The following is an 18,778-nucleotide window of genomic DNA, read 5'->3' on the forward strand; positions in this document are numbered from 1 at the left end:
GTTGTGCCGCGGTGGTGACCGGGCAAGGTTACTCCGCGACGACCCCGGCTGATTGCTCGGCTCCTCACTCGTGAGCTTCCGCTCACTCGCCGTCGCCTCGCAGCATTCTCACTCGCCGGTCGCCTTCGCGATGATCTCCTTCGACACGTTCGCCGGAACTTCGGCGTAGGAGTCGAAGACCATGGAGTAGTTCGCCCGGCCCTGAGTCTTCGACCGTAGGTCGCCGACGTAGCCGAACATCTCCGACAGCGGCACATGGGCTTTGACCACACGCGCACCGCTGCGTTCCTCCATGGCCTGGATCTGGCCACGGCGGGAGTTCAGGTCGCCGATCACGTCACCCATGTAGTCCTCGGGCGTGGTGACCTCGACAGCCATGATGGGCTCCAGGATGACCGGCTGGGCCTGCGCCGCAGCCTTTTTCATCACCTGGGAACCAGCGATCTTGAACGCCATCTCCGACGAGTCGACGTCGTGGTAGGCGCCGTCGAGCAGCGTCAGCTTGACGTTCACCAGCGGGTAGCCCGCCAGTACGCCGTACTGCATGGCATCCTGGGCGCCGGCGTCCACCGACGGGATGTACTCCCGAGGGATGCGGCCACCGGTGACCTTGTTCTCGAACTCGTAGGTCGCGCCGTCTTCGCCGGTAAACGGCTCGAGGCTGACGAGGACCTTGGCGAACTGGCCCGAGCCACCGGTCTGCTTCTTGTGGGTGAACTCGACCTTTTCGACCGTGCGCTTGATGGTCTCTTTGTAGGCCACCTGCGGCTTACCGACATTGGCCTCGACCTTGAACTCGCGGCGCATCCGGTCCACCAGGATGTCCAGGTGCAGTTCGCCCATGCCGCCGATCACGGTCTGGCCGGTCTCGTTGTCCTGGTGAACCTTGAACGTCGGGTCCTCTTCGGCCAGCTTCTGGATCGACAGGCTCAGCTTCTCCTGGTCGCTCTTGGTCTTGGGCTCGATCGCCACCTCGATCACCGGGTCCGGGAACGACATCGACTCCAGCACGACCTGGTTGTTGGGGTCGCACAGGGTGTCACCGGTGGTGGTGTCCTTCAGCCCGATCACCGCATAGATGTGACCCGCCGACGCGGTCTCGACCGGGTTCTCCTTGTTGGCGTGCATCTGGAACAGCTTGCCCAGCCGCTCCTTCTTGCCCTTGGTGGCGTTGATGACCTGGCTGCCGGAGTCGACCTTGCCCGAGTACACCCGGACGTAGGTCAGCTTGCCGAAGAACGGATGGGTGGCGACCTTGAACGCCAGCGCCGAGAACGGCTCGTCGGTCGACGGGTTGCGGGTGATCTCCACGTCTTCCTTGCCGGGGGCGTGGCCCACGGCGGGCGGAACATCAAGAGGAGAGGGCAGATAGTCGATGACGGCGTCCAGCATCGGCTGCACGCCCTTGTTCTTGAACGCGCTACCGCACAGCACCAGGTACGCCTCGGAGCCGATGGTCAGCTTGCGCAGCGCACCCTTGATCTCGTCGATCGTCAGTTCCTCGCCGCCGAAGTGCTTCTCCAGCAGCGCTTCGTCGGTCTCGGCCACCGCCTCGAGCAGCTTGGTGCGGTACTCGTCGGCCTTTTCCTGCAGGTCGGCCGGGATGTCGATGGTGTCGTAGGTTTCGCCCAGCTTCGTCTCGCCGCGCCACACCTTGGCGTTCATCTCGACCAAGTCGACGACGCCCTCGAAGTCACCTTCGGAGCCGACGGGCAGCTGGATCGGGATGACGTTGGCGCCCAGCCGGTCTTCCATGGTCTTCACCGAGAAATAGAAGTCGGCGCCGATCTTGTCCATCTTGTTGACGAAGCAGATACGGGGAACGTCGTATTTGTCGGCTTGCCGCCAGACCTGCTCGGACTGCGGTTCGACACCTTCCTTACCGTCGAACACCGCAACGGCGCCGTCCAGCACGCGCAGGCTGCGCTCCACCTCGACGGTGAAATCAACATGCCCAGGCGTGTCAATAATGTTGATTTGGTTGTCGTTCCAGAAGCAGGTGGTCGCCGCGGAGGTGATGGTGATCCCGCGCTCCTGCTCCTGCTCCATCCAGTCCATGGTGGCGGCGCCGTCGTGCACCTCACCGATCTTGTAGCTGATACCGGTGTAGTAGAGGATGCGCTCGGTGGTCGTCGTCTTGCCGGCGTCGATGTGCGCCATGATGCCGATGTTGCGGACCTTGGTCAGGTCGGTCAGCACGTCCTTCTGTGCCACAGAAGTCTTCCCACTCTTTCGATTACTCGGTTAGTTCGCGGTCTCAGCGCCCCGGCTACTGCGCCGGGGTCTCACCAGCGGTAGTGCGCAAACGCGCGGTTTGCCTCGGCCATCTTGTGGGTGTCCTCGCGTCGCTTGACGGCGGCACCCAGGCCGTTGCTGGCATCCAGGATCTCGTTCGCCAGGCGCTCGATCATGGTCTTCTCACGACGCTGCTTGGAGAAGCTGACCAGCCAACGCAGGGCCAGCGTCACCGAGCGCTCCGGACGAACCTCGACCGGCACCTGGTAGGTGGCACCACCGACACGGCGGCTGCGCACCTCAAGGGCCGGCTTGACGTTATCCATGGCGCGTTTGAGCGTGACCACCGGATCGGTGCCGGTCTTGTCGCGAGCCTGCTCCAGCGCACCGTAGACAATGCGTTCGGCCAGCGATTTCTTCCCGTCCAGCAGGACTTTGTTGACCAACTGGGTGACCAGCTGCGACCCGTAGACCGGGTCGTTGACGAGCGGGCGCTTAGGCGCGGGCCCCTTGCGCGGCATTAGCTCTTCTCCTTCTTGGCGCCGTAACGGCTGCGAGCCTGCTTGCGGGACTTGACACCCTGGGTGTCCAGCGAGCCGCGAATGATCTTGTACCGCACACCCGGCAGGTCCTTCACCCGACCGCCGCGGACCAGCACCATCGAGTGCTCCTGCAGGTTGTGACCCTCACCTGGGATATAGGCGGTGACCTCGATCCCGGTAGTCAGCTTGACGCGCGCGACCTTACGAAGCGCCGAGTTCGGCTTCTTCGGGGTCGTGGTGTACACGCGGGTGCAGACCCCGCGGCGCTGCGGGCTGCCCTTGAGGGCCGCGGTTTTGACCTTGGCGACCTTGTCACGGCGACCCTTGCGGACCAGCTGCTGAATGGTTGGCATCTACCGGCTTCCTACTTCGTTCTTGTGTCGCTGTTCGATTCTGGTGTTCAGGGTCTCTGTGCTGCTCTAAGTCTCTGTCGTTCAGTTATGCCCTTTCGCGGTCCCCCGCGTCCGGGTGTGTCGCACGCGCCCGCGGCGGAATCAATCCGTTGCGTAGTTGGCATGCGAATTGGCCCGGCGTACGCGTCTTAGGTGGAGCGCCTAAAACCGCCAGGCACGAGCCTTCACAATACCCGCCGCTGGCAAGGCAGGTCAAAGCGACGACGTCGACCTCCGATAGTCCAACCTACCGCGCGACGTCAGGGGGCGTCGCGGGCGCCGGACCCGCTACGCAACTCCATGCCGGCGGCCAGTCGCAGGACCATGTCCGAGAACACCGTATCGGTGTCGATATCGTCCATCACGCCGGTCATCTCCAGCAGCACGAATCCGTGCATGGCCGACCAGAATTCGAGCGCCGCATAGAACGCCTGCTCGAGGTCGAGACCGTACGACGACAGCACCGCGATCACCGGCGTCGCGGCAGCCCGGGTCGCGGCGGTGTACTCGGGATCGTCGCCGACGCCCAGCGGCATCCGGGTGAAGGCCGAATAACGGCCGGGGTGGTGATGCGCGTAGCTGCGGTAGGCGCTGGCCATGACCAACACGGCGTCATCGCGCGCACGGCCCTCGCCGACCCGGTTGAGCATCCCGATGATGTCGTCGATGACCCGGATCCGCACCGTGCGGCGCAGGTCTTCCAGGCTGTCGACATGGTTGTACAACGATGGGCCTTTGGTCCCGAGCTGCGTCGCCAGCGCGTTGATGGTCAGGGCGTCCCAGCCCTCACGGTCCAGGAAGGTGAGCGCGGCGTTGACGATGGCCTCGCGGCTGAGCCTGGCCCCGCGGGTTCCGGGCCTCGCCCCGGTGCCCGAGCGGCCGGGCGCTGACTCAGGCTCAGCTGGCATGGCGGTCGCCCTTCGGTTGCGTTGACCACGAAATCTAGTTACGGGTCCCCGGAACGAAGAACTCTAGTCTGCCGGTGACGCGAGCACGTAGGCTCTTGCCCAGCAGATCGCGCGCCATGGCGAGAGGAACCCGCGATGCAATGGTCGACCCCCTGCCGCGCCGTGGCGGCCGCCGCCGTCGCGATCGCCTTCGCCTCCGCTGCCGGCGCGCCGAGCGGGCACGCCAAGAACGGCGACACCCACATCACCGGCGAGGGCGTCGAGGAAACGGTCGACTGTAACGGCGCCACGCTGCTGGTAGACGGCACCAGGAACACCGTCAACGCCCTGGGAACGTGCTGGGCGGTATCGGTGATGGGCTCGGGCCATACCGTCGTCGCCGACAACGTCATTCACGACATCACCGTGTACGGGTCCAACGAGTCGGTCTTCTTCAAGAACGGCGACCCGGTCGTCTGGGACCGCGGTCGCGAACTCGGCATGACCAATCGCATCAGTCACGTGGGAAGTTAGCAGTATGCGCGCGCACAACTCTCGACGGCTGACCGGTGTCGCACTGTTTGCGGTAGCGGCGTTCGGGCTGGCCGGCTGTGGACACAGCGGTACCAACGGCACGGTTCCCTCGAGCGGCTCGTCGTCGACGCCGGCTCCGTCGACCAGCAGCACCGGCGCCCAGTTCGATATCGGCAACACGATTAACTACGTATCGACCGGCACCACAACCACTCTCGACTGCGGCGACGGCAAGTCGCTCAACGTGGGCGGGTTCAACAACACGCTGACGGTCACAGGCACCTGCGGCACGGTGAGCGTCGGCGGCGGCGACAACAAGATCACCGTCGACAAGATCGACAAGAGCGTCAACGTGGTCGGCTCCCATAACGCGATCACCTACAAGGCCGGCGAGCCAAAGGTCGAGAACCTGGGCGGCGGCAACACCATCAACAAAGCCGGATAGACCTGCCCGGCTATGCCTTAGCCGACCCACCGTGGCGTCCCGCGCCGGCGGCGAAACGCCCGGCGCCTTCGTTGGCTTCGGCGGCCACCCGCGAGATGCTGGCGAATTCATAGTCCAGCGCCTCGGATTCGGGCAGACCCCACTGATGCAGCGCCGACAGCCGGTCCGACCGCAGGCACTGCTGCGGCAGCGCGGCCAATTCGGCAGCCAACATCTCGGCGGCTTGGCGCGCCTGACCTTTGGGCACAACACGATTGGCCAGCCCGATCGCCAGCGCTTCGGCCGCGTCGACCGCACGCCCGGTGAGGATCATGTCCATCGCGCGACTCTGCCCGATCAGTCGCGGCAGTCGGATCGTGCCGCCGTCGATCAGCGGAACGCCCCACCGCCGGCAGAAGACCCCGAACACGGCATCCTCCTCGACGACCCGCAGGTCGCACCACAACGCGAGTTCCAGTCCTCCAGCGACGGCGTAGCCGCTGACCGCGGCGATCACCGGTTTCGACAGCACCATTCGACTCGGACCCATCGGTCCGGGGCCGGTCCGGTGCACCGCGTTGGCGTCCGGTGTGCCGAAGGCCTTCAAATCGGCTCCAGCGCAGAAGGTTCCGCGGTCGCCCCAGAGCACCGCCACCGATGCGGAGTCGTCGCGGTCGAATTCCTCGAACGCTTCGAACAGCGCCGCCGCGGTGGGCCCGTTGACGGCATTGCGCGCCTCGGGCCGGTTGAGAATGACGGTGGTCACCGGGCCGCGTCGGTCTACCCGTACCGGATCGCTCATGTCGCCTCCACTAGTCGGATGTCGTCGCGCCGCGCGAGCAGTTCGGCGGCGAAGTCGTTGTAGGCGGCCCGCAGTCGCGGGCCCGGCCATGTCGACGGCAGCAACTCGTCGGGCAGCACCGGATCGGTCAGCAGGTGGCGCACCATCCCGGCGGCCGTCACGAACCGGTCGGGCACGTCGGTCGCCGCGGCCATGTCGTCGAGGAGCCGCTGGCCGGTGTGCGCCCAAGCGGGCAGGTCCCACAATTGGCCGGCCAGCTCGGCGGGGTCCTCGTCGTGGGCCTGCACGATCCGCACCCGTTCGCGGACATCAGAGTCCAGGTCGAGCTCGAGATTGTCCGGCCGCATCCAGACACCTTCACGAAGCTCGCCGAAACGCTTGTGGTGCAGCGTAGTCCGCAGGACTGCCCGGGTGCGGGCATCGGTCCCGACGCTGGTGACGATCAATGTCGTCCAGCTCCCTTGCCACGGCCTCAGCTGGGGCCGCATCGAATCGTCCTGTCGGCGCTGGCGGGCCAGCAGCCGATCGGAGAGCCGGTAACCGTCGGCGGAACGAACCAGGTCGCCGGCGCTGACCATGCGTGTGAGCGCCACCCGGAGCGTGACCTCTTTGATGTCGAAGTCTCCTGTGAGCCGGATCAAATCGGCTGCGCTGGCCCACGCCGGGTGGGCGCCGAGCAGCACGCTCAGCACCACCGACCGAGCTGTCATGCGGGCCAGTGATTTCGGCATGAGGTCAGACCTGCGACGCTCGCCGACCGTAGTCACCGAACGGTTCGTCGCGGTGTTTGACCGCCTCGCGGAAGCCGTGCTCGACCGCGTCGGCGACGAACGCGTGACCCTCGGGTGTGTGCCGGGCGACGCCGTCGAACACCGTGCTGACCATCCTGCTGGTGGCCACACCCTGTTGCAGCAGAGCGGAATTGAGCGCGAGCTTGACCATCATCAGCTGGTTGACCGGGACGGCCGCGATCCGCTCCACCAGGCGTTCGGTACGCTCGTCGAGGTCTTTCGGTTCGGGCGCCTCGACAGCCAGCCCCCATTCGGCGGCTTGCGCGCCGGTGATGCAATCCCCGGTCAGCAGAAGACGTTTCGCGCGCTGGTCGCCCAGCCGGTGGGCCCACATGCCGGCCGCCGGCACACCCCAGACGCGGGTCGGCGGATAGCCGATCTTGGTGTCCGAGGCGGCGATCACCTGATCGGCGTGCAACGCGATGTCGGTGCCGCCGGCCACGCAGTAGCCGTGGATCTTGGCCACCGTGGGCTTGTCGGCGTGCAGCAGGCTGGAGAAGCCGCGCACGAAGCGGCTCATCATCTGGTAGTCGATCATCGGATCCCACGGCTGGTCCGGTAAGTGGTTGACCGCCTGGGTTTTACCGTCCAGCGCGGTGCCGTGATAGCCGCCCGTGCCGCCCGCCGAGCCGGTGCGATCGGCGTAGGCGCTCAGGTCGAAGCCGGCGCAGAATCCCTCCCCGCGACCGGAGACCAGGATGACGTGCACGCCCGGATCCAGATCAGCGCGTTCGACCAGAGCAGAGAGTTCCAGCGGGGTGTCGGCGATGATCGCGTTGCCCTTCTCGGGCCGGTTGAAGGTAATTCGCGCAACCCGGTCGGTGACCTCATAGGTCATCGTTTTCAGGTTGTCGAAGTCGACCGGTCGGATCGCGTGAGTCATCCCTTTACCAGAGCACGCTCGATGATCGGCGCGAGATCCAACCCGGTGGGCATGGTCCCGAAAGCGCCGCCCCACTGGCCTTCCAGCCGGGTGGCCAGGAACGCCTCGGCAACGGCCGGGTGCCCGTGCCGCACCAGCAAAGAACCCTGCAGCGCCAGGCAGATGTGCTCGGCGACCTTGCGGGCCCGGTACTGGATTGTCTCCGGCTCGCCCAGTTGCGGACGCAGTTGCTCGACGTGGCGATCCAACCGGGCGTCCTGGCCCGCGCTCTTGGCCAGCTCGCCGAACAGCACCTCGATGCATTCGGGGCGAGTTGCCATGGCACGCAACGTGTCCAACGCGCTGACGTTGCCCGAGCCTTCCCAGATGCCCATCAGCGGGGCCTCGCGGTACAGCCGCGGCATGCCGGACTCCTCGACATATCCGTTGCCGCCCAGGCATTCCATGGCTTCGGCGGCATGCGGTGTCGCGCGCTTGCACACCCAGTACTTGGCGGCGGCCAACCCGATCCGGCGAAGCAGGGCCTCGGTTTCGTCGCCGCGCACCGCGTTGTCGGTGGCACCGGCCATCCGCATCGCGACCATGGTGGCGGCCTCGGCCTCGACGGCCAGGTCGGCCAGCACGTTGCGCATCAGCGGCTGGTCGATCAGATATTCGCCAAACGCCTTGCGATGCTGGGCATGGTGCACGGCTTGAGTGAGCCCGGTTCGCATGCTGGTGGCGCTGCCCAGCGTGCAGTCCAGGCGGGTGAGATTGACCATCTCGATGATGGTCGGCACGCCGCGGCCTTCCTCGCCGACCAGCCAGGCGGTGGCGCCGTCGTACTCGACCTCGCTGGACGCGTTGGCGTTGTTGCCGAGCTTGTCCTTGAGGCGCTGCAACCGCATCCGGTTGAGGCTGCCGTCGGGCAGTATGCGGGGCAGCAAGAAGCAGGACAGCCCACCCGGCGCCTGGGCGAGCACCAGGAAGATGTCGCACATCGGGGCCGAGGTGAACCACTTGTGGCCGGTCAGCCGGTAGGTGCCGGCGCCGGTGCGGACGGCCTCGGTGTTACCGGCGCGAACGTCGGAGCCACCCTGCTTCTCGGTCATCGACATACCGGCGGTGATGCCGGCTTTTGTTGTCGCAAGCTTCAATTCGGGGTCGTACTGGCGGCTGGTGAGCAGCGGCTCGTAGATGGCGGCCAGCTCCGGGTTGCAGCGCAGCGCCGGGATGACCGCGTAGGTCATCGAGATCGGGCACATGTGGCCGGGTTCTGCGGTCCACACGCTGGTCTTGGCCGCGCGCACCACGTGCGAGCCGCGGCGGTCGTCGGCCCAGGGCGCCGCATGCAGTCCGTGCTCGACCGCCACAGCCATCAGCTCGTGGTAGGCCGGATCGTATTCGACCTCGTCGATCCGGTTGCCGTAGCGGTCGTGGGTGCGCAGGATCGGCCGGTTGCGCTGGGCCAGCTCGCCCCAGCGCTGGGCCTGCTTGGCGCCGGAGATCGCCCCGACCAAGGTCACGTCGTCCAGGCCCCACTGCCCGCCTTCACGGATCAGCGCCTCGATGAGCACCGGAGATGATGCTGGGTTGTGCTCCGCCAACGGCGGCACCTGGTTACTGACGACATGGGTATCTGACATGACCACAATATTACATTTTTTCTGCAACTGCACAAGAGATGTAATACTCATGGGTGGTGGGCGGCGAAGAACTCCCAGAGCTTGGCGGTGGCGAAGTCGGGCCAGTGGTGTCCGCCGTCAGCGACAGTGACCAGGGCGACGCCGCGTCCGTCGGCGCATGCGGCGATCGAGGTGGTGACCCGGCCGTCGGTCGTCTGGGTGGGCGGCTGGCATTGATCGACCTTGCGCCACAACGCATTCAACTCCGGCATCGCCGGACCATTGATGTGCGCGAAGCCGTGGCCGGGGCCGCCGCCGTAGGGAATGTCCGGATCGGCGGTGCCGTGAACAGCCATCACCGAGAGGGGATGTGGCGACGTGCACCGGTCCAGTTGCGTGCCGGCCACCGGGCCGATCGCCGCAAACAGCGTGGTGTCGCAGGCCAACGTGTACGACATGATGCCGCCGTTGCTCATGCCGGTGGCATACACCCTCGAGGGGTCGGTGCCGATGTGCTTGGCGACGTCGGCGACGACCGCGCTGATGAATGCGACGTCGTCGATGTGCTCACGGGCCGGTTTGCCGCAGCAGCCGCCGCCGTTGACGTTCCACGCCCGCTTCACACCGTCGGGGTAGACCGCGACGAATTTGGCCGAATCGGCCAATTGGTCCCAGCCATAGCTTCTTTCGGCTTGCTCGGCGCTACCGAAGCCGCCGTGCAGCACCACCACCAGACTCGCCGAGGCCGGCAGACCGGACGGCTTGTGTAGCCGGTAAACCCGGTCCTGACCGCCGACGCTGATGGTGTGGATGCTGGCGCCGACGACAAAGCCCGACGGTGGCTTCGGGTGCAGGACCGAACACCCCGCGAGAACCAGCACGACGCCCAACAGCATCGCGATCTGATGGCGCATGTCAGGCGCTCGTCTTCTCCCGCAGGAAAGCGATGTCGTCTTTGCGGCCCTCTTCGGCCGTCTCACAGATCACCGGCGCATCGGCGGCCTTGACCACCGCCACCAGCAACTCGGGATCGATCTGCCCGGTGCCGAAATTGGCGTGCCGGTCGCGCCCCGAGCCGGCCGAGTCCTTGGAGTCGTTGCAGTGCACCAGGTCGATGCGACCGGTGATGGCCCTGATCCGGTCGACCGCGTCGAGGAGTCCCTCCCCCGCCGCCCAGGCGTGGCAGGTGTCCAGGCAGAACCCGGCGCCGGCGTCGCCGATGTGATCCCACAACCGGGCGATGGTGTCGAAGTGGCGGGCCATCGCGTACTCGCCACCGGCCGTATTCTCCAGGTAGACAGGGACTTTCGCCTCCAATTGGTCGAGCGCCTTACGCCAGCGCCGGAAGCCCTCGTCGAGGTCGTCGTCTTCGGTGACGTGCCCGCCGTGCACGATGACCGCGGCGGCACCGATGTCGGCCGCCGCGTCGCAGGTCTGCTGCAGGATCTTGCGCGACGGGATCCGCACCCGGTTGTTCGCCGCGGCGACGTTGATCAGGTACGGGGCGTGCACGTAGATGGGCAGTGCCGCGGCCTTGAGTTCCGCCGCGTCCGCACGTGGTTTCGGGGCCTTCCAGCTCTGCGGGTTACCGAGGAAGATCTGCACGACGTCGGCGTTCTCGGCGGCGGCGGTGGCCAGCGGATCCTGCGGACTGATATGTGAACCGATGAGCACGTGGCCAGTCTAGTGAGCACGCGGCTCGTCGGAGTGCACACTGCCGACGCCCGGGTTCTGGCCGCGAGAGTGACGCTAGCCGCACACTCGACGACGAGAGTGACGCTAGCTTCACTCTCGTCGTCGAGTGTCTGTGCTCGAACTACCGGTAGTCGGAGTAGCCGTAGTCGTCCAGCGGAACCGCGGCTCCGGTCGCCTGGCCGAAGTCCGGGCTGTAGTACTGATCCTCGTAGGACGAGATCGTGTACGCCGCAGCGCGGGCTTCCTCGGTCGGCTGCACCACGATGTTGCGGTACCGGTTGATACCGGTGCCGGCCGGGATCAGCTTTCCGATGATCACGTTCTCCTTCAGACCCTGCAGCTTGTCACTGCGGCAGTTGATCGCCGCATCGGTCAGCACGCGGGTGGTCTCCTGGAACGACGCCGCAGACAGCCACGAGTCGGTGGCGAGGCTCGCCTTGGTGATACCCATCAGCACCGGACGCCCGGCTGCGGGCTCGCCGCTCTCGGCCACCACGCGACGGTTCTCCGCCTCGAAGCTGGCCCGCTCGATCAGCGAACCAGGTAGGAACTCCGTCGAACCCGAGTCGATGATGGTCACCCGGCGCAGCATCTGCCGGACGATCACCTCGATGTGCTTGTCGTGGATGGACACGCCCTGTGCCCGGTAGACCTCCTGGACCTCCTTGGTCAGGTGGATCTGCACCTCGCGGGGGCCCTGCACCCGCAGCACCTCGTGCGGGTCGGCCGAGCCTTCCAGCAGCTGCTGGCCCACCTCGACGTGGTCGCCGTCGGCGAGCAGCCGCTCGGAACCGTCCTCGTGCTTGAACACCCGCAGACGCTGACGCTTCGAGAGCTTTTCGTAGACAACCTCTTCGCCGCCGTCGTCGGGAACGATGGTGATCTTGTAGAAGCGCTCGCTGTCCTCCAGACGAACCCGTCCGGTGACGTCGGCGATCGGGGCCTTACCGCGCGGCACGCGGGCCTCGAACAGCTCCTGCACCCGGGGCAGACCGCCGGTGATGTCCTCACCGACACCACCCTGGTGGAAGGTACGCATCGTCAGCTGCGTGCCGGGCTCACCAATCGACTGCGCCGCAACGATACCCACGGCCTCGCCGATATCGACCAGCTTGCCGGTGGCCATCGAGCGGCCGTAGCAGGTCGCACACACACCGGTGCCGGTGGTGCAGGTCAGCACGGAGCGGACCTTGACCTGCGTGACGCCGGCGGCCAACAGAGCCTCGATCTGCGGGTCACCCAGGTCTTCGCCGCGAGCGACGATGACGTTGCCCGACTCGTCGGTCGCGTCGGTGCCCAAAGTCCGCGCATAGGCCGAGGTTTCGACGTGCGGGTCACGGATCAGCGCGCCGTCGGGCCCACGCTCGGCCAGCTCGACCAGGATGCCGCGCTCGGTGCCACAGTCGGTCTCGCGAACGATGACGTCCTGGCTCACGTCGACCAGACGACGGGTCAGGTAGCCCGAGTCAGCGGTACGGAGTGCGGTGTCCGCCAGACCCTTTCGTGCGCCGTGGGTGTTGATGAAGTACTCCAGCACCGTCAGGCCCTCACGGAACGACGACTTGATCGGCCGCGGGATGAACTCACCCTTCGGGTTGGTCACCAAACCCTTCATGCCGGCCAGGGTTCGCGTCTGGGTGAAGTTACCGGTCGCGCCCGAGTCGACGATCGTGATGATCGGGTTGTCGGCCGGGTAGTGCTCGCGCAGGGCCTCACCCACCTTGTCGGTGGCTTCCTTCCAGATCTCCACCAGAGCCTCGTTGCGCTCTTCGCGGTTCAAAGCACCACGCTGGTATTTCTTTTCGACCCCGTCGGCTTCCTTCTCGTAAGCGTCGAGGATCTCGGCCTTGTTCGGCGGCACCAGCACGTCGGCCATCGAGACCGTGACACCCGATCGGGTAGCCCAGTGGAAACCGGCGTCCTTGAGCTTGTCGACGGTCTGCGCGACCACGATCATCGGGTAGCGCTCGGCCAGGTCGTTGATGATCGCAGCCTGCACCTTCTTGTGCATCTGCTTGTCCACGAACGGGTACGCCAGCGGCAACAGCTCGTTGAAGATCACCCGGCCCAGCGTCGTCTCGGCAATCCAGGAATCGCCTGGCCGCCAACCGTTGTGACCGAACCGCTCCGTCTCGATCTCGACGGGCGGACGCAGCTGGGTCAGCCGGATCTTGATCTTGGCGCGCACGCTCAACACACCACGGTCCAGCGCCATGATGGCTTCGGCCGGCGAGGCATACACGCCCGACTCCGGACGATCCTTGGCAGCACGCGTGTATTCGCCCTGGTCGCCGGCGATCTCGGTGGTCAGGAAGTACAACCCGGTCACCATGTCCAATCGCGGCATGGCCAACGGGCGACCCGAGGCCGGCGACAGGATGTTGTTGGAAGACAGCATCAGGATGCGGGCCTCGGCCTGAGCCTCGGCGCTCAGCGGCAGGTGCACAGCCATCTGGTCGCCGTCGAAGTCGGCGTTGAACGCCTCACACACCAACGGGTGCAGCTGAATAGCCTTACCCTCCACCAGCTGTGGCTCGAAGGCCTGGATGCCGAGGCGGTGCAGAGTCGGTGCACGGTTCAGCAGCACCGGGTGCTCGGCGATGACCTCTTCGAGGACATCCCACACCTGCGGACGCTGACGTTCCACCATCCGCTTGGCGCTCTTGATGTTCTGCGCGTGGTTGAGGTCCACCAGTCGCTTCATCACGAACGGCTTGAACAGCTCGAGAGCCATCAGCTTGGGCAGACCACACTGGTGCAGCTTGAGCTGCGGGCCGACCACGATGACCGAACGGCCCGAGTAGTCGACACGCTTACCGAGCAGGTTCTGCCGGAACCGACCCTGCTTGCCCTTCAACAGATCCGACAGCGACTTGAGCGGACGGTTACCCGGCCCGGTGACCGGACGGCCACGACGGCCGTTGTCGAACAGCGCGTCGACCGACTCCTGCAGCATCCGCTTCTCGTTGTTGACGATGATCTCGGGCGCGCCGAGGTCGATCAACCTCTTGAGCCGGTTGTTGCGGTTGATCACCCGGCGGTACAGGTCGTTGAGGTCGGAGGTTGCGAAACGACCACCGTCGAGCTGCACCATCGGACGCAGTTCCGGCGGGATCACCGGGACGGCGTTGAGCACCATGCCCATCGGCGAGTTCCGGTTTGTCTGGAAGGCGGCAACCACCTTGAGCCGCTTCAGGGCGCGAAGCTTCTTCTGCCCCTTGCCGTTCTTGATGACATCACGCAGTATCTCGGCCTCGGCATCGACGTCGAAGGTCTCGATCAGCTTCTGGATCGACTCCGCGCCCATGGCTCCGGTGAAGTACTCGCCGTACCGGTCGATGAGCTCGCGGTAGAGGTTCTCGTCGACGATCAGCTGCTTGGGAGCCAGTTTGGTGAAGGTGTTCCAGATCTCCTCCAGCCGGTCCAGCTCGCGCTGCGCCCGGTCGCGGAGTTGACGCATCTCACGCTCGCCACCGTCGCGAACCTTGCGCCGTGCATCGGCTTTCGCGCCTTCGGCCTCCAACTCGGCCAGGTCGGCTTCCAGCTTCTGCGCACGCGCCTCGAGGTCACCGTCGCGCTGGTCCTCGAGGGCCTTGCGCTCGACCACCATCTCGGCCTCGAGCGTGGAGAGCTCGTTGTGCCGCATCTCGTCATCGACCGCGGTGATCACGTAGGCGGCGAAGTAGATGATCTTCTCGAGATCCTTCGGCGCCAGGTCGAGCAGATAACCCAACCGCGACGGGACACCCTTGAAGTACCAGATGTGGGTGACCGGAGCGGCCAGCTCGATGTGGCCCATCCGCTCGCGACGCACCTTGGCGCGGGTCACCTCGACGCCACAGCGCTCACAGATGATGCCCTTGAAGCGGACGCGCTTGTACTTGCCGCAGTAGCACTCCCAGTCGCGAGTGGGTCCGAAGATCTTCTCGCAGAACAGGCCGTCCTTCTCCGGCTTCAGCGTGCGGTAGTTGATGGTCTCCGGCTTCTTGACCTCACCGAAGGACCAGTTGCGAATATCTTCCGCGGTGGCCAGGCCAATACGGAGTTCATCGAAGAAGTTGACGTCTAACACGTAACTTCCTTTCCCCTTTCGGGACTAGAAAACAAATTAAGCAAGGTCTTCTACTGACGCAGATTCGTTGCGAGACAGGTTGATTCCCAGGTTCGCCGCAGCGCGCTCCAGGTCCTCGTCGTCGCCGTCGCGCATCTCGATGGCCGCGCCATCGCTGGACAGCACCTCGACGTTGAGGCACAGCGACTGCAGCTCCTTGAGCAGCACCTTGAACGACTCGGGGATGCCCGGCTCGGGGATGTTCTCGCCCTTGACGATCGCCTCGTACACCTTGACCCGCCCGACCGTGTCGTCGGACTTGATGGTCAACAGCTCCTGCAGTGTGTACGCCGCACCGTAGGCCTGCATGGCCCAGCACTCCATCTCACCGAACCGCTGACCACCGAACTGCGCCTTACCGCCCAACGGCTGCTGGGTGATCATCGAGTACGGGCCGGTGGACCGGGCGTGGATCTTGTCGTCCACCAGGTGGTGCAGCTTCATGATGTACATGTAGCCGACGGTCACCGGGTACGGGAACGGCTCACCACTGCGGCCGTCGAACAGGTTCGCCTTGCCGTCGGCGTTCACCATCACGTCGCCGTCGCGGTTGGGCAGCGTCGAGGCCAACAGGCCCTGCAGCTCCGCTTCCTTGGCGCCGTCGAACACCGGCGTGGCGACGATCGAGCCCGGCTGCGACGCGTGCAGGTCCTCGGGCAGGGCGGCCGCCCACTCGGGGGAACCCTCGATGTTCCAGCCGGCCTTGGCCACCCACCCGAGGTGGGTTTCCAGAATCTGGCCGATGTTCATCCGTCGCGGCACACCGTGGGTGTTCAGGATGATGTCCACCGGGGTGCCGTCCGGCAGGAACGGCATGTCCTCTTGCGCCAGGATCTTGCCGATGACGCCCTTGTTGCCGTGCCGTCCGGCCAGCTTGTCACCGTCGGAGATCTTGCGCTTCTGGGCGACGTAGACGCGGACCAGTTCGTTGACACCGGCCGGCAGCTCGTCGTCGTCCTCGCGGGAGAACACCCGGATACCGATCACCTTGCCGGACTCACCGTGCGGCACCTTCAGCGACGTGTCCCGGACCTCGCGGGCCTTCTCGCCGAAGATGGCACGCAGCAGCCGCTCCTCCGGGGTCAGCTCGGTCTCCCCCTTCGGGGTGACCTTGCCGACCAGGATGTCGCCGTCGCGAACCTCGGCGCCGATGCGCACGATGCCGCGCTCATCCAGATCTGCGAGGACTTCATCCGAGACGTTCGGGATGTCCCGGGTGATCTCCTCGGCACCCAGCTTGGTGTCGCGGGCGTCGATCTCGTGCTCCTCGATGTGAATCGACGTCAACACGTCTTCTTCGACCAGCCGGTTAGAGAGGATGATCGCGTCCTCGTAGTTGTGGCCTTCCCACGGCATGATCGCGACCAGCAGATTCTTGCCGAGCGCCATCTCACCGTTGTCGGTGCACGGCCCGTCGGCGATGACCTGGCCGGCCTCGACCCGCTCGCCACTGTCCACGATCGGACGCTGGTTGGCGCAGGTGCCGTGATTGGACCGGGCGAACTTGCGCATCCGGTAGGTGTGCCGGGTGCCGTCGTCGGCCATCACGGTGACGTAGTCGGCGGACACCTCCTCGATCACACCGGCCTTGTCGGCGACGACGACGTCGCCGGCGTCGATCGCGGCGCGCAACTCCATGCCGGTACCCACCAGCGGCGCCTCGCTGCGCACCAGCGGAACCGCCTGACGCTGCATGTTGGCACCCATCAGGGCACGGTTGGCGTCGTCGTGCTCGAGGAACGGAATCATCGCGGTGGCCACCGAGACCATCTGCCGCGGCGAGACGTCCATGTAGTCGACCTCGGCCGACGACACGTACTCGACCTCGCCGCCCTTACGGCGGACCAGCACGCGGTCCTCGGCGAAGTGGCCCGCATCGTCGAGAGGCGAGTTGGCCTGCGCGACGACGTGGCGGTCTTCCTCGTCGGCGGTCAGGTATCCGATCTCGTCGGTGACCACGCCGTCGACCACCTTGCGGTAGGGCGTCTCGATGAAACCGAACGGGTTGACCCGCGCGTACACCGACAGCGACCCGATCAGGCCGATGTTCGGGCCTTCCGGAGTCTCGATCGGGCACATCCGGCCGTAGTGGCTGGGGTGCACGTCACGAACTTCCAGGCCCGCGCGCTCGCGGGACAGACCACCCGGGCCCAGCGCCGACAGGCGACGCTTGTGGGTCAGACCCGACAGCGGGTTGTTCTGGTCCATGAACTGCGAGAGCTGGCTGGTGCCGAAGAACTCCTTGATCGCGGCGACCACCGGGCGGATGTTGATCAGCGTCTGCGGCGTGATCGCCTCGACGTCCTGAGTCGTCATCCGCTCGCGGACCACGCGCTCCATCCGGGACATGCCGACCCGGATCTGGTTCTGGATCAGCTCACCCACTGTGCGCAGACGACGGTTGCCGAAGTGGTCGATGTCGTCGGTCTCCACCGGGACCTCGACGCCACCCGGGACGGTCATGAACGGGGCCTGGCCACCTTGAGCCGCTTCGTGTAGGCGCACCAGGTACTCGACGGTCGCGACGACGTCTTCCTCGGTCAACGTGGTCTTGCGGGGGTTGATGGTCTCGACCGTGGTCAGGCCCAGCTTCTTGTTGACCTTGTAGCGACCAACGCGGGCCAGGTCGTAGCGCTTCTCCTTGAAGAACAGGTTCTCCAACAGGGTCTGCGCGGACTCCTTGGTCGGCGGCTCGCCCGGACGCAGCCGACGGTAGATCTCCAGCAGCGCCTCGTCGGGGTTCGCGGTGGGGTCGCGCTCGAGGGTCTGCATCATGATCTCGGAGAACCCGAAGCGCTCGCGGATCTGCTCGTTGCTCCAGCCCAGCGCCTTGAGTAGCACGGTCACGGCCTGGCGACGCTTGCGGTCGATGCGCACACCGACGGTGTCGCGCTTGTCGATGTCGAACTCCAGCCACGCGCCGCGGCTCGGGATCACCTTGACGCTGTGCAGCACCTTCTCGGTGGACTTGTCGATGGTGTCGTCGAAGTACACGCCGGGCGAGCGGACCAGCTGGCTGACCACCACACGCTCGGTGCCGTTGATGATGAACGTGCCCTTCTCGGTCATCATCGGGAAGTCACCCATGAACACCGTCTGGCTCTTGATCTCGCCGGTGTTGTTGTTGATGAACTCCGCGGTGACGAACAGCGGGGCAGCGTAGGTCATGTCCTTGTCTTTGCACTCATCGACAGGTGCCTTGACCTCGTCGAATCGTGGGTCCGAGAACGACAGCGACATCGAACCCGAGAAGTCCTCGATTGGCGACAACTCTTCGAGTACCTCTTCGAGACCGCCCTTGGGGTCGACCTCGCCGCGCTCCACCGCGCGCTCGCGCCAGCTGTCCTTGCCGATCAGCCACTCGAACGAGTCGGTCTGCACGTCCAGCAAGCCCGGAACCTCGAGAGGTTCGCGCAACTTGGCGAACGAGACACGATCAGGGGCACCGGGTACGGAACTGTTTGAAGAGGCAGAACTTAGAGAATTTGGTGGATTTTTCTTGCTCTGGCGCGAGACTGCCAAGATGCATTCCTTCCAGCACCTCACGCGACGAGAGATCCGGAAGATCACCGGAGCCGTTCGCCGCTGTAATTTTGTCGGTTCGGCTGGCGGACGATCTGACCGAATCTCACGCACGTAGCTAGTTCGCTTGAATCAGCGATAGCTCAAGCTAGGACCACGGTGTCGAGTGGCGAGTGTGAGATGGGCAGGAGGCAGCCAGCGCAACGTCCAACAATAGCGCAGGACGGCGCATTCCTCAACTACCGTGCGCGGGTGTATCGGCGCTGGCTGGCGGCTCTACTTTCCCGTGCATTCATACTGCCCAACAGAGTGACCCCTCCGGAGGCTGCCGTCAAGAGGTGACGCGCCTTGTGTGT

General features: G+C 65.5%; 14 protein-coding genes. 2 read left to right on the top strand and 12 right to left on the bottom strand.

Features of this window, described 5'->3' with window-relative positions:
- Positions 1–108: 108 nt before the first annotated feature.
- The 4 genes from fusA to ABDV69_RS02405 all read right to left on the bottom strand — a co-directional run bounded on the left by fusA (position 109) and on the right by ABDV69_RS02405 (position 4,077).
- Positions 109–2,214: an elongation factor G gene (fusA, locus tag ABDV69_RS02390; RefSeq protein ID WP_343571738.1), complete on the bottom strand. Its 2,106-nt coding sequence runs from the start codon at positions 2,212–2,214 to the stop codon at positions 109–111.
- Between the two features lie 71 nt (positions 2,215–2,285).
- Positions 2,286–2,756 carry a 30S ribosomal protein S7 gene (gene rpsG, locus ABDV69_RS02395; protein WP_343571739.1) on the bottom strand — a complete coding sequence of 157 codons (471 nt, stop codon included), beginning with the start codon at positions 2,754–2,756 and terminating at the stop codon, positions 2,286–2,288.
- A complete protein-coding gene (gene rpsL / locus ABDV69_RS02400) occupies positions 2,756–3,130 on the bottom strand; it encodes a 30S ribosomal protein S12 (RefSeq protein WP_343571740.1) in 375 nt (124 codons plus the stop codon). Before rpsL ends, rpsG begins: the two co-directional genes overlap by 1 nt.
- A gap of 299 nt (positions 3,131–3,429) precedes the next feature.
- Entirely contained in the window at positions 3,430–4,077 is a 648-nt protein-coding gene (locus tag ABDV69_RS02405) for a TetR/AcrR family transcriptional regulator (RefSeq protein WP_343571741.1), read from the bottom strand.
- 135 nt (positions 4,078–4,212) lie between these two features.
- Here ABDV69_RS02405 and ABDV69_RS02410 point away from each other — a divergent pair, with 135 nt between their 5' ends.
- Entirely contained in the window at positions 4,213–4,590 is a 378-nt protein-coding gene (locus ABDV69_RS02410) for a DUF3060 domain-containing protein (RefSeq protein ID WP_343571742.1), read from the top strand.
- Between the two features lie 4 nt (positions 4,591–4,594).
- Positions 4,595–5,035, top strand: a complete 441-nt coding sequence (locus tag ABDV69_RS02415; RefSeq protein WP_343571743.1) for a DUF3060 domain-containing protein — start codon at positions 4,595–4,597, stop codon at positions 5,033–5,035.
- Between the two features lie 10 nt (positions 5,036–5,045).
- Here the strand turns inward: ABDV69_RS02415 and ABDV69_RS02420 are convergent, their stop codons facing one another.
- The 8 genes from ABDV69_RS02420 to ABDV69_RS02455 all read right to left on the bottom strand — a co-directional run bounded on the left by ABDV69_RS02420 (position 5,046) and on the right by ABDV69_RS02455 (position 18,422).
- A complete protein-coding gene (locus ABDV69_RS02420) occupies positions 5,046–5,816 on the bottom strand; it encodes a crotonase/enoyl-CoA hydratase family protein (RefSeq protein ID WP_343571744.1) in 771 nt (256 codons plus the stop codon).
- Positions 5,813–6,535, bottom strand: coding sequence for a PaaX family transcriptional regulator C-terminal domain-containing protein (locus tag ABDV69_RS02425; protein ID WP_343571817.1), 723 nt, complete (start codon positions 6,533–6,535; stop codon positions 5,813–5,815). Before ABDV69_RS02425 ends, ABDV69_RS02420 begins: the two co-directional genes overlap by 4 nt.
- Positions 6,536–6,551: 16 nt before the next feature.
- The gene (locus tag ABDV69_RS02430; protein WP_343571745.1) at positions 6,552–7,490 is read right to left on the bottom strand and encodes a crotonase/enoyl-CoA hydratase family protein; all 939 of its coding nucleotides are present in this window, start codon (positions 7,488–7,490) and stop codon (positions 6,552–6,554) included.
- Positions 7,487–9,115, bottom strand: a complete 1,629-nt coding sequence (locus ABDV69_RS02435; protein WP_343571746.1) for an acyl-CoA dehydrogenase family protein — start codon at positions 9,113–9,115, stop codon at positions 7,487–7,489. Before ABDV69_RS02435 ends, ABDV69_RS02430 begins: the two co-directional genes overlap by 4 nt.
- 47 nt (positions 9,116–9,162) lie before the next feature.
- The gene (locus ABDV69_RS02440; protein ID WP_343571747.1) at positions 9,163–10,008 is read right to left on the bottom strand and encodes a PHB depolymerase family esterase; all 846 of its coding nucleotides are present in this window, start codon (positions 10,006–10,008) and stop codon (positions 9,163–9,165) included.
- Between the two features lies 1 nt (position 10,009).
- A complete protein-coding gene (locus ABDV69_RS02445) occupies positions 10,010–10,768 on the bottom strand; it encodes a deoxyribonuclease IV (protein ID WP_343571748.1) in 759 nt (252 codons plus the stop codon).
- 142 nt (positions 10,769–10,910) lie between these two features.
- A complete protein-coding gene (locus ABDV69_RS02450) occupies positions 10,911–14,861 on the bottom strand; it encodes a DNA-directed RNA polymerase subunit beta' (RefSeq protein WP_343571749.1) in 3,951 nt (1,316 codons plus the stop codon).
- Between the two features lie 36 nt (positions 14,862–14,897).
- Positions 14,898–18,422, bottom strand: a complete 3,525-nt coding sequence (locus ABDV69_RS02455) for a DNA-directed RNA polymerase subunit beta (protein WP_343571750.1) — start codon at positions 18,420–18,422, stop codon at positions 14,898–14,900.
- Positions 18,423–18,778: the final 356 nt, after the last annotated feature.

The organism is Mycobacterium sp. (assembly GCF_039583785.1).
In the GTDB taxonomy this organism is placed as follows: domain Bacteria; phylum Actinomycetota; class Actinomycetes; order Mycobacteriales; family Mycobacteriaceae; genus Mycobacterium.

Coding starts and splice junctions, on each gene's coding strand:
- ABDV69_RS02430 (WP_343571745.1), bottom strand. CDS start 7,490: ATGACTCACGCGATCCGACCGGTCGACTTCGACAACCTGAAAACGATG.
- rpsL (WP_343571740.1), bottom strand. CDS start 3,130: ATGCCAACCATTCAGCAGCTGGTCCGCAAGGGTCGCCGTGACAAGGTC.
- ABDV69_RS02420 (WP_343571744.1), bottom strand. CDS start 5,816: ATGAGCGATCCGGTACGGGTAGACCGACGCGGCCCGGTGACCACCGTC.
- rpsG (WP_343571739.1), bottom strand. CDS start 2,756: ATGCCGCGCAAGGGGCCCGCGCCTAAGCGCCCGCTCGTCAACGACCCG.
- ABDV69_RS02440 (WP_343571747.1), bottom strand. CDS start 10,008: ATGCGCCATCAGATCGCGATGCTGTTGGGCGTCGTGCTGGTTCTCGCG.
- ABDV69_RS02405 (WP_343571741.1), bottom strand. CDS start 4,077: ATGCCAGCTGAGCCTGAGTCAGCGCCCGGCCGCTCGGGCACCGGGGCG.
- ABDV69_RS02435 (WP_343571746.1), bottom strand. CDS start 9,115: ATGTCAGATACCCATGTCGTCAGTAACCAGGTGCCGCCGTTGGCGGAG.
- ABDV69_RS02410 (WP_343571742.1), top strand. CDS start 4,213: ATGCAATGGTCGACCCCCTGCCGCGCCGTGGCGGCCGCCGCCGTCGCG.
- ABDV69_RS02415 (WP_343571743.1), top strand. CDS start 4,595: ATGCGCGCGCACAACTCTCGACGGCTGACCGGTGTCGCACTGTTTGCG.